The sequence below is a fragment of the Halopseudomonas sp. 4NH20-0008 genome (assembly GCF_057548395.1).
Genome location: NZ_BAAJMD010000005.1, coordinates 194,795 through 210,163, shown reverse-complemented (window position 1 = coordinate 210,163; position 15,369 = coordinate 194,795). Strand labels below are relative to the sequence as shown.

General features: G+C 57.5%; 10 protein-coding genes. 2 read left to right on the top strand and 8 right to left on the bottom strand.

The annotated features are described in order from the left end of the window. Positions 1–54 precede the first annotated feature (54 nt). On the top strand, positions 55–1,851 hold the full coding sequence (locus AC27HQ_RS07355) for a sodium:proton antiporter (RefSeq protein ID WP_487155496.1): 1,797 nt from the start codon (positions 55–57) through the stop codon (positions 1,849–1,851). A gap of 173 nt (positions 1,852–2,024) precedes the next feature. Here the strand turns inward: AC27HQ_RS07355 and AC27HQ_RS07350 are convergent, their stop codons facing one another. Continuing rightward, positions 2,025–3,302, bottom strand: a complete 1,278-nt coding sequence (locus AC27HQ_RS07350) for a bifunctional O-acetylhomoserine aminocarboxypropyltransferase/cysteine synthase (RefSeq protein ID WP_487155495.1) — start codon at positions 3,300–3,302, stop codon at positions 2,025–2,027. 164 nt (positions 3,303–3,466) lie between these two features. Between AC27HQ_RS07350 and AC27HQ_RS07345 the strand changes: the two genes are divergently transcribed. Beyond that, complete coding sequence (locus AC27HQ_RS07345) at positions 3,467–4,300, top strand: universal stress protein (RefSeq protein WP_487155494.1); 834 nt, start codon at positions 3,467–3,469, stop codon at positions 4,298–4,300. A gap of 28 nt (positions 4,301–4,328) precedes the next feature. Here AC27HQ_RS07345 and AC27HQ_RS07340 read toward each other — a convergent pair whose 3' ends face one another. The 7 genes from AC27HQ_RS07340 to aroB form a co-directional block, all read right to left on the bottom strand. Beyond that, complete coding sequence (locus AC27HQ_RS07340; RefSeq protein ID WP_487155493.1) at positions 4,329–5,099, bottom strand: ParA family protein; 771 nt, start codon at positions 5,097–5,099, stop codon at positions 4,329–4,331. 39 nt (positions 5,100–5,138) lie between these two features. Beyond that, a complete protein-coding gene (gene hemE / locus AC27HQ_RS07335; RefSeq protein ID WP_487155492.1) occupies positions 5,139–6,221 on the bottom strand; it encodes a uroporphyrinogen decarboxylase in 1,083 nt (360 codons plus the stop codon). Between the two features lie 133 nt (positions 6,222–6,354). Beyond that, a complete protein-coding gene (locus AC27HQ_RS07330) occupies positions 6,355–7,773 on the bottom strand; it encodes an FAD-dependent oxidoreductase (protein WP_487155491.1) in 1,419 nt (472 codons plus the stop codon). 101 nt (positions 7,774–7,874) lie between these two features. Continuing rightward, entirely contained in the window at positions 7,875–12,323 is a 4,449-nt protein-coding gene (gene gltB / locus AC27HQ_RS07325) for a glutamate synthase large subunit (RefSeq protein ID WP_487155490.1), read from the bottom strand. A gap of 29 nt (positions 12,324–12,352) precedes the next feature. Beyond that, entirely contained in the window at positions 12,353–12,643 is a 291-nt protein-coding gene (locus AC27HQ_RS07320) for a hypothetical protein (protein WP_487155489.1), read from the bottom strand. 7 nt (positions 12,644–12,650) lie between these two features. After that, positions 12,651–14,198, bottom strand: coding sequence for an AAA family ATPase (locus tag AC27HQ_RS07315; RefSeq protein WP_487155488.1), 1,548 nt, complete (start codon positions 14,196–14,198; stop codon positions 12,651–12,653). 19 nt (positions 14,199–14,217) lie between these two features. Beyond that, a complete protein-coding gene (gene aroB, locus AC27HQ_RS07310; protein ID WP_487155487.1) occupies positions 14,218–15,297 on the bottom strand; it encodes a 3-dehydroquinate synthase in 1,080 nt (359 codons plus the stop codon). Between the last annotated feature and the right edge of the window lie 72 nt (positions 15,298–15,369).

The window sequence follows — 15,369 nt, the reverse complement described above, 5'->3', positions numbered from 1 at the left end:
CCTGATGGTCTCCGGTGAACGGGGCCGATACCTCATACGAGATTCAGGTTGCCGATGAACTGGGATTCCCTGCCAATGATTGGCGTAGCTGCCCTGCTGTGCTGGGTGTTCTACGCCTTTGCCCGTGAAAAATTCAGCCCGGATGTGGTCGTCGGCATTGCTGTTGCCGTATTGCTGGTCAGCACCCTGCTGACGCCCAGCGATGTGCTCGGTGTCCTATCCAACAGCGCCCCCATCACCATTGCCTGCATGTTCGTCATGTCCGCTGCACTGGAGCGCACCGGTTGCGTCGAGGCTCTGGGCAAATGGCTGTCACGGCTCGGTGGCGGCAGTCCGATGCGTACGCTGTTCAGTCTGATGGTCACTGCCATGCTGCTATCGACCTTTATCAACAATACGCCGGTCGTCGCCATCCTGACGCCGGTGGCGGTGGCGCTGGCGGCACAGGTCGGCAGCAAGGCCTCGAAGATGCTGATCCCCCTGTCCTATGCCACCATTCTCGGCGGCACCATGACCATGATCGGCACCTCGACCAACATTCTGGTCGACGGCGTGGCGCGGCAGAACGGCATGGAACCCTTCGGCATGTTCGATATCTTCCTGCCTGGGCTAATCATGGCCGGCATTGGTCTGGCCTTCATCATGCTGATCGGCCACCGTCTTTTGCCGGACCGTGAAAGCCTGTCCAAGACCCTGCGCCCGGACCAGTCCCGGCCGTTCATGACCGAATTGCTGGTGCCGCATGATTCACCGGTGATCAATCAGACCATCAGTGATGCCAAGCTCAATGGTGGCAGCGGCATTCAGGTATTGAAAATCTTTCGCGGCGACGAGGAGCTGTCGACGCCACTGAACACCACGGTACTGAGCGCCGGAGACCGTCTGGTGCTGCATGCCAACATGCGCGACTTCATGGAACTGCGACAGAATGGCCTGCTGACCTTCAACCGCGAACAGGCGGCCAATTTCGAGACCATTTCCACCCGCGATGTGGTCCTGGCCGAGGCGATTGTGGGTCGCAACTCACGTTACAGCCACCGCCCGATGCGCGACCTGAACCTGACTGCGCGCTATGGTATTCACGTACTGGCCATCCACCGACACAACGAGAACATCCAGGACAATCTGGATGAGTTTCAGCTGCAGTTCGGTGATGTCATGCTGGTTGAGGGTACGCCGACGCAGATCAAGAAGTTCGCTGACAATGGCGACTTGATCAGCCTGAATACCGTGCAAGAACGCGCCTACCGACGCAACAAGGCACCCATTGCAATCGCTGCCATTCTTGCGGTCATGGTGCTGGCGGCCTTCAAGGTCATGCCCATCGAGGGACTGGCAATGATTGGTGCGGCTATCGTTATTGCCAGCGGCTGTCTTGACACCGAGGATGCCTACAAGGCCATTGACTGGCGCATACTGACTATCATCTTCGGCATGCTGGCCATCAGTATCGCGATGAACAAGGTCGGACTGGTGGACACGGTGGTCGGCCAGGTAATGACCCTGTCACCCCTGCTCGGCCCGCTGTTCATGCTGTCATTCGTCTATTTGCTGACGTCGATTCTTACCGAGATAGTCAGCAACAACGCCGTGGCGGTGTTGCTGACACCCATTGCCATCGGTGTTGCCCAGCAACTGGGCGCCGATCCACGGCCTTTTGTGATCGCCGTCATGTTCGCCGCCAGCGCCAGTTTCGCCACCCCCATCGGCTACCAGACCAACACCTTCGTCTACAGCGCCGGAGGCTACCGCTTCACCGATTTCATGCGCATTGGTATCCCCATGAACCTGATCATGTGGGCTACTGCGACGCTGATCATTCCATTGATCTGGCCACTCTTTCCCGCCTAAGAGGGAAAGAGTGGCCAGATCAAAGCTGCAAGCTTCAAGCCGCAAGCTACAAGCTGACCAAGCAAACTCAGAGATCATTAATCCTCTACAGTCACGCCGTTGCCGGAGAGTAACGACCCGCTACTAGCCAACTCGGACAGCTTGTAGCTTGCCGCTTGGGGCTTGTGGCTGGCTCAGGCGCTTGCCGCCGCAAGCGCTTGAGTCAGATCAGCAAGAATATCGTCAATATGCTCAATGCCGATCGACAACCGCACCATATCCCGCGGCACCCCGGCCTTGGCCAGCTCTTCGTCGTTCAACTGACGGTGTGTGGTAGTAGCCGGGTGGCAGGCGAGTGATTTGGCGTCACCAATATTGACCAGCCGCACGATCAACTGCAGCGCATCAATAAATCGGGCACCGGCTTCCTGCCCCCCCTTGATCCCGAATGACAGGATCGACGCAGGTACGCCACCCATATAACGCTGAGCCAACGCGTGCTCGGGATGGTCAGGCAGACCGGCAAACTGCACCCAACTGACCTGGGGATGCTGCTGCAAATAGTGCGCGACCTTCAGCGCATTTTCACAATGCCGCTCCATACGTAGCGCCAGGGTTTCCAGTCCCATCAGAATCTGAAAGGCATTCATCGGTGACAGTGCGGCACCCATATTGCGTAGCGGCACGACCCGGCAACGGCCGATAAAAGCAGCCGGACCAAAGGCTTCGGTATAAACCACGCCGTGATAGGAAGGATCTGGAGTATTCAGCAGCGGAAAACGCTCGGCATTGTCCGCCCAGGGGAAACGCCCGCCATCAATCACAATGCCGCCCACCGTCGTGCCGTGGCCGCCGATATACTTGGTCAGCGAATGCACAACGATATCCGCACCGTGCTCGATCGGCCGACACAGCGCTGGCGTGGCGACGGTGTTGTCGACGATCAGGGGCACACCATGGCGGTGTGCGGCGGCAGCCAGCGCGGCGATATCGATGATATTGCCCGAGGGATTGCCAATCGATTCGCAGAACACCGCCTTGGTGCGGTTATCTATCAGGCTTTCCAGCGCAGCAATATCATCATGCGCCGCAAAGCGTACTTCGATGCCCTGGCGCGGCAGGGTATGGGCAAACAGGTTGTAGGTGCCGCCATAAAGCTTGGCCACCGACACAATATTGTCACCGACCTCGGCCAGGGTCTGAATCGCATAGGTGATAGCCGCCATGCCCGAGGCCACGGCCAGACCACCCACCCCGCCTTCCAGCGCAGCCACACGCTGTTCGAGCACGTCATTGGTCGGGTTCATGATCCGCGTATAGATATTTCCCGGCACCTTGAGGTCAAACAGATCAGCCCCATGCTGGGTGCTGTCAAAGGCATAGGAAGTGGTCTGATAAATCGGCACCGCCACGGCTTTGGTCGTGGGGTCAGGGGAATAACCAGCGTGTATCGCAAGGGTTTCGAGCTTCATGTTCATACCTTGTCTATCATGGGGTGTAATGCTCAGCATGCCCACGCCGCCACCGACAGGTCAATGCCTGACATTCAGCAAGATCGCGCATCTTGTCTCAAGTCAAATATTCCGCCGGCTGCGACGGGCATACTGTTGAAAACCACATTCAGGGAGTACCTGCCGTGTCACCGATTATTGCTGCCAGCGACCTCAGCCCGGAATCCGATCTGGCCGTCAGCCGAGCCTGCATGCTCGCCAGCCGTCTCAAGGCCCCTCTGATTGTACTGCATACCGTGGATAATCAACTGCCACTGATGGCTCAGGACAAGGTCTGTGAGGAAGCCAGGCATCTGCTTGCAAAACAGCTTGAACGTTGCCCGAAAGACGTCGGCACTGGCGTGCAATTGATTGTCGAGCCGGGGCGGGTTGCTGAAAGCATTCTACGTACCGTAAGCGAGCAGAATGCCCAGCTACTGGTCATGGGCCGACATCATCAGGACAACACCGAGCTTTTTGTTGGTACTACGCTGGAACGGGTCAGCCGCCTATCGTCGGTACCGGTGCTGATGGTGGCGACCCCCGATGGCGACTACAGCAGCGCGCTGCTGGCGCTGGATTTTTCCACCTGCGCCAGTGAAGCACTGCGCTGTGCTGCCCTGATATTGAACGGCGGGCAGCTGCACGCACTGCACCTGTGCAATCCACCACTGGGTACCCGTCTGGCCGGGCCAGCTGCGCGCGAGACCTTTATGACCGAGCAGCAGGAAACCTTGTCCTATCTGCTGGAGGATGAACTGGAAACCCTGGATATGATTGGCACACCGCGCCCAAGGGCCGAGCTGCAGGTACAAAGCGGTGAAGTCCGGGCACAGCTGGAAGAAGCGATTAAACGCCTGCAACCAAGCTTTATTGCACTGGGTAGCCACAGCCGCAGCAGCATGGGCGAGTCGCTGCTAGGCAGTTTGGCCCAGGCCCTGCTGCGCGAGCCACCCTGTGATGTGCTAGTGGCTCGCTAGGGAGCCTCTGAAAACCAACTGCGCTGACTCAGCTGGCTTCAATATGGTCATGCAAGGCAATAAACTGCTGAGTCAGCTTGTGTCGGCCATCAAGGAAGATCAGCGGCGTACTGACCTGGTGTGATTCGCGCATACGCACCGAGCTGGGCAGATAGACCGGCAGTACCGGCAAGCCCTCGGCAATCAGTTCATCGAGAATCTGTTGCGGCAAACTGGCGCGGGACTGGAACTGATTGACCACGATGCCCTCAACCTGCAGGTCCTCGTTGTGCTCCTCGCGGATATCTTCCAGCTCGCCGAGCAGACCATACAGCGCCTGGCGGGAAAAACTGTCGCAATCGAAGGGAATCAGGCAGCGATCTGCGGCAATCAGCGCAGACATGGTGTAAAAATTGAAGCTTGGCGCGGTATCAATGTAGATCCGCTCATAGTTGTCTTTAAGATCGTTCAGCAACTTGCGCAGCTTCTGGATCTTGTAGCGCGACTCAAGCTTGTGCTGCAGTTCGGCGAGCTCGGGACTGGCCGGCATCAACCAAAGGTTTTCAAACGGCGTTTCGGTGACGAACTGCTCGGCTTTCTTGTTGAACAGGCTGCTCGACAGGGTCTGCGAGAAGAAATCAGCAATGGTCAGGTCGACATCAGCCAAGCCCTCACCAAGCAGATAATGACTGGAGTTGGCCTGGGGATCGAGATCCACCACCAGGGTCTTGTAGCCCGCTGCCGCACTGACAGCGGCCAGATTGCAGGCGATACTGGACTTACCCACACCGCCCTTCTGATTGAAAATGACCCGCCGCATATCCCTCTCCCTGCCGTCTAACGGCTCAGCTGCTCTGGTTCAGACCACAATGGCTGACGGATCATGGTAAATGGCCGACAGCTCGTGCACTGCTTCAATAAAGGCCCCGGCATGGGCCGGATCCACTTCGGGGGTAATACCATGACCCAGATTGAAGACATGGCCATTACCCTTGCCATAACTCTTCAGGATTCGTGCCACTTCCTGACGAATGGCCGCCGGCTTGGCATACAGCACCGTGGGATCCATATTGCCCTGCAGGGCAACGCGCGAACCGACCCGTGAACGAGCGACGCCGATATCCATGGTCCAGTCCAGCCCCAGTGCATCGGCACCGGCATCGGCAATGCTCTCCAGCCACAGCCCACCGTTCTTGGTGAACAGAATGACCGGTACACGGCGGCCTTCATGCTCGCGGATCAACCCGGACACAATCTTGCGCATATAGGCCAGCGAGAAGTGCTGATAGGCATCAGCAGACAGGTTGCCGCCCCAGGTATCGAAAATCTGCACCGCCTGGGCGCCGGCGAGAATCTGCCCATTCAGGTAGGTAGTGACCGAGTCGGCCAACTTGTCGAGCAGTTGATGCATGGCCTCAGGCTGATCGTAGAGCATGGCCTTGGTCTTGCGAAAATCTTTTGAAGAGCCGCCTTCAACCATATAAGTGGCCAGCGTCCAGGGACTGCCGGAAAAGCCAATCAGCGGCACACGGCCATTCAATTCGCTACGGATGGTGCGCACGGCATTCATCACATAACCCAGGTCCTGCTCCGGATCGGGAATCGGCAGCGCGGCAATATCCGCAGCCGTGTCTATGCGCTTGCGAAAACGCGGGCCTTCGCCGGTTTCAAAGTACAGACCCAGGCCCATGGCATCGGGAATGGTGAGAATGTCCGAAAACAGGATGGCCGCATCCAGCGGATAGCGTTCCAGCGGCTGCAGCGTTACCTCACAAGCCAATTCCGGATTGGTGCAGAGCGCCATGAAATCCCCTGCCCGGCTGCGTGACTCGCGGTATTCAGGCAGATAGCGTCCAGCCTGGCGCATCATCCACACCGGTGTTACATCCACCGGCTGACGCATCAGGGCACGCAGGAAACGGTCGTTTTTCAATTCGGACATGAGGGGGTATCCAATAGCGGGTTCAGAGCGCCATTGTACCGGTTATTGCCGCGAAAGATCAGGGGCAGAAGGTCGTAACAGGTGAACAGATGCGTCAATGTGCCCCGTGCGGGGCACATTGATTCAAGTAGAATCAGACGCCGAGGTAACCGAGGATACCTTCAGCAGCCTGACGACCTTCCCAGATGGCCGTTACCACCAGGTCTGAGCCGCGCACCATGTCGCCACCCGCAAAGACTTTCGGGTTGCTGGTCTGGAACGGATAGGTCGCCTGCTCTTTTGCTACCACCAGACCCTGGTTGTCGGTCTCGATGCTGCTCTGCGGGAACCAGTTGGCCGGGCTTGGACGGAAACCGAAGGCGATGATCACCGCATCCGCCGGCAACACCTGCTCCGAGCCGGGAATCGGCTCAGGGCTGCGGCGGCCGCGGGCATCGGGCTCACCAAGGCGGGTCTCGACCACCTTCACACCCTCGACCTTGTCTTCGCCGACAATAGCGATAGGCTGACGATTGAACAGGAACTCGACACCTTCGTCCTTGGCGTTTTTCACTTCCTTGCGTGAACCGGGCATGTTTTCCTGGTCGCGACGATAAGCACAGCTTACCGCTGCCGCACCCTGACGGATCGAGGTACGGTTGCAGTCCATGGCGGTATCACCACCACCCAGGACCACCACGCGCTTGCCCTTCATGTCGATAAAGTCTGCCGCAGACTTTTCAAAGCCCAGATTGCGGTTGACGTTGGCTACCAGAAAGTCCAGCGCATCGTGCACGCCGGGCAGATCTTCACCGGGGAAGCCGCCTTTCATGTAGGTATAGGTACCCATGCCCATGAAGACCGCATCGAACTCGCTAAGCAGGCTGTCCATGCTGACATCCTTACCGATCTCGGTATTCAGGCGGAACTCGATACCCATGCCCTGAAAGATCTCGCGACGGCGCGACATGACGATCTTTTCCAGCTTGAACTCGGGGATACCGAAGGTCAGCAGGCCACCGATCTCCGGATTGCGATCAAATACCACTGGGGCAACGCCCGCACGGGCCAGGATATCGGCACAACCCAGACCCGCCGGGCCGGCACCGATGATGGCAACGCGCTTGCCGGTGGGCACCACGTGGGACAGATCAGGGCGCCAGCCCATGGCAAAGGCGGTATCGGTTATGTACTTCTCTACCGAACCGATGGTAACCGCACCAAAACCATCATTCAGGGTACAGGCGCCCTCGCACAGTCGATCCTGTGGGCAGACTCGACCACAGACCTCTGGCAGGGTATTGGTTTGATGCGACAGCTCGGCAGCCTCAAGGATATTGCCCTCGGACACCAGCTTCAGCCAGTTGGGAATGTAGTTGTGTACCGGACACTTCCACTCACAATAGGGATTGCCACACTCCAGGCAGCGATGTGACTGATCGCTGGCTTCTTCAGGGCGAAACTGCTCATGGATCTCCACGAACTGGGTCTTGCGCGCACGCAGCGGACGCTTCTTCGGATCCTGACGACCCACATCGATAAACTGGAAGTCGTTACTCAAACGGTCTGCCATCATTCCACCTCGTTACCGCAGCCCGACCCTCAGGGTCAGCGCCGCATCATCTCTGTCGCTGACCGGCCGCCTGGGGCGAGCCGGTCACTGTATGCCCGTGCTTACTGCGGATTCGCCAGCGTGGTCTTGAGCAGGGCGCGCAAACTCGCAGCCTTGGGCTTGACCAGCCAAAAGCGACGGATGTAGTTGTCCAGATTCTCGAGCACTTCCGCGCCCCAGGCACTGCCGGTTTCGTTGACATACTCGGTCAGCACCTGGGTCAGGTGGCTGCGGTAGGCCTCCATCGACTCGTTGCTGATGCGATGCAACTCGACCAGTTCATGGTTGAGCTTGTCAAAGAAACTGTTGTCGCGGTCCAGTACATAAGCAAAGCCACCGGTCATGCCCGCACCGAAGTTAGCGCCGGTATTGCCCAGCACGCAGACCATACCACCAGTCATGTACTCACAGCAGTGATCACCGGCACCTTCAATGACTGCATGCGCCCCGGAGTTGCGCACAGCAAAGCGCTCACCGGCCGTACCAGCAGCAAACAATTTGCCACCGGTTGCGCCATACAGACAGGTGTTACCAATGATCGCCGTCTGTTCCGAGCGGAACGGACTGGCCTTGGGCGGCACAATCACCAGCTTGCCGCCGGTCATACCCTTGCCGACGTAATCGTTGGCATCACCCTCAAGGTACATGTGCAGACCGCCGGCATTCCACACACCAAAGCTCTGACCGGCAGTACCCGTGAAGCGGAAGGTGATGGGCGCATTGACCATGCCCTGGTTGCCATGCACCTTGGCAATCTCACCGGAGACCCGCGCGCCGATGGAGCGGTCACAGTTGGTCAGTGCCATGTGGTACTCACCACCGGTCCTGCCGTCTATGGCAGCACGGGCCTGCTTGACCATCTGTTCGGCAGTCAGACCCTTGTCGAAGGGCTCATTGCGCGGCGACTGGCAGAATTGCGGCTTGTCAGCCGACACATCCTTGCTGAACAGCAACGGCTCCAGGTTGAGACCCTGCTGCTTGCTGGTGGTACCCGGCAGAATCTCCAGTAGATCAGTACGGCCAATCAACTCTTCCAGGCTGCTGACACCCAGCTTGGCCAACCACTCACGGGTTTCAGTGGCTACGTAGGTGAAGAAGTTCATCACCATTTCCACAGTACCAATATAGTGATTGTCACGCAGGTGCTTGTTCTGTGTAGCCACACCGGTAGCACAGTTGTTCAGGTGACAGATGCGCAGGTACTTGCAACCCAGCGCGATCATCGGTGCGGTACCAAAGCCAAAGCTTTCAGCCCCCAGAATGGCCGCCTTGATCACATCCAGGCCGGTTTTCAGACCGCCATCGGTCTGTACTCGTACCTTGCCGCGCAGATCATTGCCACGCAGCGTCTGATGCGCCTCGGACAGGCCCAGCTCCCAGGGCGAACCGGCATATTTGATCGAGGTCAGCGGTGATGCACCGGTACCACCGTCATAACCGGAGATGGTAATCAGGTCGGCATAGGCCTTGGCCACGCCGGCGGCAATGGTGCCGACGCCAGGCTCGGCCACCAGTTTGACCGAAACCAGCGCCTGCGGATTGACCTGCTTGAGGTCAAAGATCAGCTGCGACAGGTCTTCGATCGAATAAATGTCGTGATGCGGCGGTGGCGAAATCAGCGTCACACCAGGCACGGCATAACGCAGCCGGGCAATCAGTTCATTGACCTTGCCACCGGGCAACTGACCGCCTTCACCGGGTTTAGCGCCCTGGGCCACCTTGATCTGCAGCACTTCGGCATTGACCAGGTACTCGGGGGTTACGCCAAAACGACCAGAAGCAATCTGCTTGATCTTGGAGCTGCGCGCGGTGCCGTAGCGGGCGGGGTCTTCACCGCCCTCTCCGGAGTTGGAGCGTGCACCCAAGCGGTTCATGGCCTCAGCTATGGCTTCGTGAGCCTCGGGTGACAGCGCGCCAAGGGAGATACCAGCCGAATCAAAGCGTTTGAAGATCGATTCAAGCGGCTCGACCTTATCCAGCGTGATGGGCGTCTGGCTATCACTGATCTTGAGCAGATCACGCAGCGATGCAACCGGACGGTTATTCACCACCGCCGCATATTCCAGATATTTATCGTAGCTGTCGCCCTGAACGGCGTCCTGCAACAGGCGCACGACGTCAGGGTTGTAGGCATGGTATTCGCCACCAAAGACAAACTTCAGCAGGCCACCCTGTTGAATCGCTTTGCGCTGATTCCAGGCCTCGGCCGCCAGCAGTTTCTGCTCGGCTTGCAGGTCGGAGAAGCTCGCCCCCTGAATACGACTCGGCACACCCCTGAAACAGATATTGACGATCTCGTCAGACAAGCCGACCGCCTCAAACAGCTGGGCACCACGGTAGGATGCCACGGTGGAAATACCCATCTTCGAGAGGATCTTAAGCAGGCCCTTGGAGATACCCTTGCGGTAGCTCTTGAAGACCTCATACAGATCGCCGATGACTTCACCAGTGCGCAGCAGGTCACCCAACACTTCGTAAGCCAGGTAAGGGTAGACAGCGGAAGCACCGAAGCCGATCAGCACAGCATAGTGGTGCGGGTCGCGGGCGGTTGCGGTCTCGACCAGGATGTTGCAGTCACAGCGCAGCCCCTGGTCAACCAGATAATGATGAACCGCGCCAACGGCCATGGCCGCATGCACCGGCAAACGACCGGGGCTGATGCCGCGATCACTGAGGACAATCAAGGTCTTGCCTTCACGCACAGCGGCGGCAGCCTGCTCGGCTATTGCGCGCACAGCATCGCCCAGCGGCATATCTTCCGGCATGTTCAGATCAATCTTCTGACTGGCAAAGCCGGGACGATCCATGTTCATCAGCGTCCGCCACTTGGCAGGCGAGATCACCGGACTGCTGAGAATGGCGCGATTGGCGTGCTCAGGCGTCTCTTCGAACACGTTGCGCTCGGCACCCAGACAGGTTTCCAGCGACATCACGATGGCTTCACGCAGTGGATCGATGGCCGGGTTGGTGACCTGAGCAAACTGCTGACGGAAGTAATCGTAAACAGAGCGTACACGACTCGACAGCACAGCCATGGGCGTATCGTCACCCATGGAACCGACCGCTTCCTGACCATTTTCGGCCAGCGGGCGCAGCACCTGATCACGCTCTTCAAAGGTGACCTGGAACATCTTCATGTGTTGCTTGAGTTGCTCCTGATTGAGAAACTCGTTGCCGTGGTCGCGGTCATCCATGGTTGCCTGAATGCGCAGGGCATTTTCCTTCAACCACTTGCGGTATGGATGACGCGACTTGAGGCGATCTTCGATATCACTGGTGTGCAGCACTTCACCCGTCTGGGTATCAACCGCCAGAATCTGGCCGGGGCCGACACGACCTTTGCTGATCACGTCCTCTGGCTGGTAGTCCCACACGCCGATTTCCGACGCCAGGGTGATATAACCATTCTTGGTCACCACATAGCGGGCCGGACGAAGACCGTTTCTGTCCAATAGACAGACCGCGTAGCGACCCTCGGTCATGACGATACCGGCTGGGCCGTCCCAGGCCTCCATATGCATGGAGTTGAACTCATAGAAGGCTTTGAGATCAGCGTCCATGGTTTCGACGTTCTGCCAGGCTGGCGGCACAACCATACGAATGGCACGGAACAGATCCATACCACCGGCAATCAACAGCTCCAGCATGTTATCCATGCTGGATGAGTCGGAGCCGGTCACATTGACCAGCGGCGCCAGACTATCCAGATCCGGTAACAGATCGTTGCTGAACTTGTTACGACGTGCATGCGCCCAATTGCGGTTGGCGGTAATGGTGTTGATTTCACCATTGTGCGCCACCAGCCGGAATGGCTGGGCCAACGGCCACTTGGGCAGGGTATTGGTGGAAAAACGCTGGTGGAATACGCTGATCGCGGTTTCCATGCGTGCGTCAGCCAGATCAGGATAGAACTGCTCCAGATCGGCCGGCATCATCAGGCCTTTATAGGAGATGACCTTGTTCGACAGGCTGCAGACGTAGAAATTCTCGTCTCCCTGCATGGCGATCTCGGCCTTGCGACGGGCATAGAAGAGCTTGATAGCGAACTGCTGCTCATCCAGACCTTCGCCCGAGACAAAAATCTGTTCGATACGCGGCATGCGACTCAAGGCCAACGGCCCAAGCACGCTCTCGTCTACGGGCACGGGCCGCCAGCCGAGCAGGGTCAGGCCCTGATCCTGCAGTGCATTATCAAAGGCCGCATAGGCGGCCTTGGTTTCACCAGCGCTCGAGCCCATGAAGATCATACCCACGGCATACTGCTCAGGCAGCGTGACGTCCAGACTTTCCTTGGCTATGGCGCGCAGGAACTGATCAGGCTTCTGAATCAGCAAACCACAACCGTCACCGGTTTTGCCGTCGGCATTGATGCCGCCGCGGTGGGTCATGCAGGTCAGCGCCTCAATAGCTGTCTTCAGCAAGTGATGGCTGGGCTGGCCTTCCATATGGGCAATCAAACCGAAGCCACAGTTATCCTTGAACTGATCAGGCTGATATAGACCTGCTTTCATAGGCACGCTCTCATTAAAAAGCTTAAAGATCAGACACCTGTCAGCAGGTTAGGGAAAAGACCTGCACCGGCGTCGAAGAAAAAGGGGAGTTGATTGTACACAGCAGCCAAAACCACCACAATTTTTTTTGCCGCAAAAGCGTATGCAAATGTCGTAAAAAGGAAAGCTTTTACAATTTCAGCCCTTCGCGCGGGCTTTTTCATGCGTAAAGTCTGGGGCAAACCTGATCTGGCCATGCCGGAGAGTGATAACTTGAATGGAGGCTTAGCGCGCTCGGTATGATCTGATGCTTGCCGCCCCACCTTCGGAACGGCAAGCATCAGCAGTTCATTGCATGGATGACTGGATGTTGCCCATGCTTCTGGGCCAAGGCTTGAGCTGCTTTACCGGTTCTGGCAAAGCGGCAATGGCAGCCTGGGCCTGTTGCCGTGTCGAATAGCGACCCTGGGTTACAACAAACCAGGGCTGCCCCTCGTGACGGGTCTCAAAGAAGCCCAGGTCAGAGAGAGCGCTATTGCGACTGATAAAGCTCTTGGCTGCATCTTCGCTACGACTACCAAGCAATTGCAGCACATACTCGCTTGCGGCTGCCTCCCTGTACCAGGCTCCGTTGTCAGACTGGCTCGATATCGGCGCTTGCACCCGTGTTGAAACCGGCGTCGAGCGCTCAGCGGGTTGGGGGGCTACTGGTGCCGCCGCAACAGGAGCTTGTGCCTCGGCAACAGGGCTGGGCGTAGCGCTCGGCGCTGCAGGGGAACCCGCCACTACCACCGGAGGCGTACCTGCATCTGGCACTGACGGCGTATCAATTACCACAGGGTCCTGAAGCGGCTGAGGCTCAGAGCTGCCCGTCTGCGACCCAGGAGGCTCTGATGCCGCAGGACTGATCGACAGCGAATCCATTTCGGTTAATCCGGCCAGTTCAGGATCTGCATTGACCACCGCAGGGGTTGTCGCTTCAGGTAACTGCAATACCGTTTCGACCGGCGTCTGCTGCTCTTGATCACCCATCCACCAGGCAAAGGCCACACCAACCCCGACCAGCACCAGAGCCGCAATGGTTTTCAGCGGCAAGCCTGGTTTTGGGCCATCGACCGCGCGCTCTTGCTCATCCATTGCGTCCTGCATGGCTTTCATCGCCGCGCTGTTGATCAACCCTGGCCAGCCACCGCTGTGGTCATGAACCCACTCCAACTGTGCATCATCAACCAGCTCAATACCCTGTCCGGCGGCATCCAGTCGCTGGGCAATGTAATCGCGCGTTTCTTCCAGACTGTAAGGCTGCAGTGCAATCCTGTGTACCCAGCTATTGGCAAGATCACCATCGTCATCATCGCTGACATCAATTTCTATCTTGGCCAGCGCCTGGTCTATGCTCGGATCTGCAAACAAGAACAGGCGCAGAGCCGAGTCCTCACCGTCAACCAGGCACAGGTCGACTATATCCTGCAAGGCTTGCTGCTCAAGCAGCTCGGCATCATCAATGATCAAATAGAGCTGTACACCGGTCTCGTGCAACTGTTCCGCGCGGTCAAGTAACGCCTCAACATTGCGGCCACTGGCATTGACTGCCTGGCACAAATAACCCATTAACCCGCCTGACTCCGGAAACTCCTTCGCCGTCGTGACCACACACTGCGTTGTATCTTTGTTGGTACTGGCTACCAGAGCCTGACGCAGCAATGTCTTGCCGCTGCCATGCGGCCCCGTCACTAGTAGCGCACGATTACCGAATCGGGCGAGATGATGCAATTCGGCCAACACATTCTTGCGCTGCGGGGTAAAGAACTTGAAACCCGGTGTACGGGCGGCAAAAGGATCGTGCGTCAATTGATAGTGATCGAGAAAGGCTTCAATGCCACCCGGAACTGTCATGTCTTTTACCCTGCAACGGTTATTGGCGCCACGCATTCAGCGTGGCATTTAGTGATTCCAACGGAAAATCCGCTGTGACTTCCGCCTGACCCATCTGCCTGAGTAACACCAGGCGCAACTTGCCATCCAGCACCTTCTTGTCCACGGCCATCAGTTCCGTGAAGTCTTCAACTGTCATTTCGGTGGGTGGCGAGACCGGTAGTCCTGCCGCAGCGATAAGACTGCGTCCACGTTCAATGTCAGCGTCATTCAATCGACCAAGGCGGCGCGACAGATCCAGCGCCATTACCATTCCCGCGCCTACCGCTTCACCATGCAACCATTGTCCATAGCCTTGATGCGCCTCGATCGCATGGCCAAAGGTATGCCCGAGGTTGAGAATTGCCCGAACCCCGCCCTCACGCTCATCAGCGGCAACTACCTCGGCCTTGATGCAGCAAGAACGACTTATCGCTTCAGTTATCAAGGCTGCATCCAGCTGGCGCATTGAGGCCATATTGACTTCCAGCCAGGTCAAAAAGTCCGCATCACGGATCAAACCGTATTTAATGATTTCCGCCAGACCTGCACTGATCTCCCTAGCTGGCAAGGTTTTCAGGCTGTCGGTATCAATGATCACCGCCTGCGGCTGGTAAAAGGCGCCGAGCATATTTTTCCCGGCAGGATGATTGATGCCCGTCTTGCCGCCCACGGAGGAGTCAACCTGCGACAATAGCGTTGTCGGCACTTGAATAAAATCGACACCGCGTTGGTAGCACGCCGCCGCAAATCCGGTCATATCACCAATAACGCCACCACCGAGGGCGATCAATGTGGTCTTGCGGTCATGCCGGTTAAGCAGCAGTGCATCAAACACCTGCTGTAGCGTGGCCCAGTTCTTGAAGGCTTCGCCAGTAGGCAACACAACCTTGAGCAATTGATAATCTTTGAGTGTCGCAGAGAGCCGCTCCAGGTAAAGAGGGGCGACAGTATCATCCGTCACGATACAGACCTGGCGGCCATGGATATGATCTGTGAACAGCGTTGGCTGGTCGAGCAACCCACTCCCAATATAAATAGGATAACTGCGCTCACCCAATTCAACGTTCAATTGCTGCATCTTGTATCTCCCTCAGAATGCGACAAGAATACAACACCCGGCAGGGCATTGCATAAGCTGAACGAGTGCTTT

What these genes read in the sequence shown, in the direction of transcription:
- AC27HQ_RS07355 (WP_487155496.1), top strand. Translation starts at nt 55, where the DNA reads ATGAACTGGGATTCCCTGCCAATGATTGGCGTAGCTGCCCTGCTGTGC.
- AC27HQ_RS07350 (WP_487155495.1), bottom strand. Translation starts at nt 3,302, where the DNA reads ATGAAGCTCGAAACCCTTGCGATACACGCTGGTTATTCCCCTGACCCC.
- AC27HQ_RS07340 (WP_487155493.1), bottom strand. Translation starts at nt 5,099, where the DNA reads ATGCGGCGGGTCATTTTCAATCAGAAGGGCGGTGTGGGTAAGTCCAGT.
- hemE (WP_487155492.1), bottom strand. Translation starts at nt 6,221, where the DNA reads ATGTCCGAATTGAAAAACGACCGTTTCCTGCGTGCCCTGATGCGTCAG.
- AC27HQ_RS07330 (WP_487155491.1), bottom strand. Translation starts at nt 7,773, where the DNA reads ATGGCAGACCGTTTGAGTAACGACTTCCAGTTTATCGATGTGGGTCGT.
- gltB (WP_487155490.1), bottom strand. Translation starts at nt 12,323, where the DNA reads ATGAAAGCAGGTCTATATCAGCCTGATCAGTTCAAGGATAACTGTGGC.
- AC27HQ_RS07320 (WP_487155489.1), bottom strand. Translation starts at nt 12,643, where the DNA reads ATGCTTGCCGTTCCGAAGGTGGGGCGGCAAGCATCAGATCATACCGAG.
- AC27HQ_RS07315 (WP_487155488.1), bottom strand. Translation starts at nt 14,198, where the DNA reads ATGACAGTTCCGGGTGGCATTGAAGCCTTTCTCGATCACTATCAATTG.
- aroB (WP_487155487.1), bottom strand. Translation starts at nt 15,297, where the DNA reads ATGCAGCAATTGAACGTTGAATTGGGTGAGCGCAGTTATCCTATTTAT.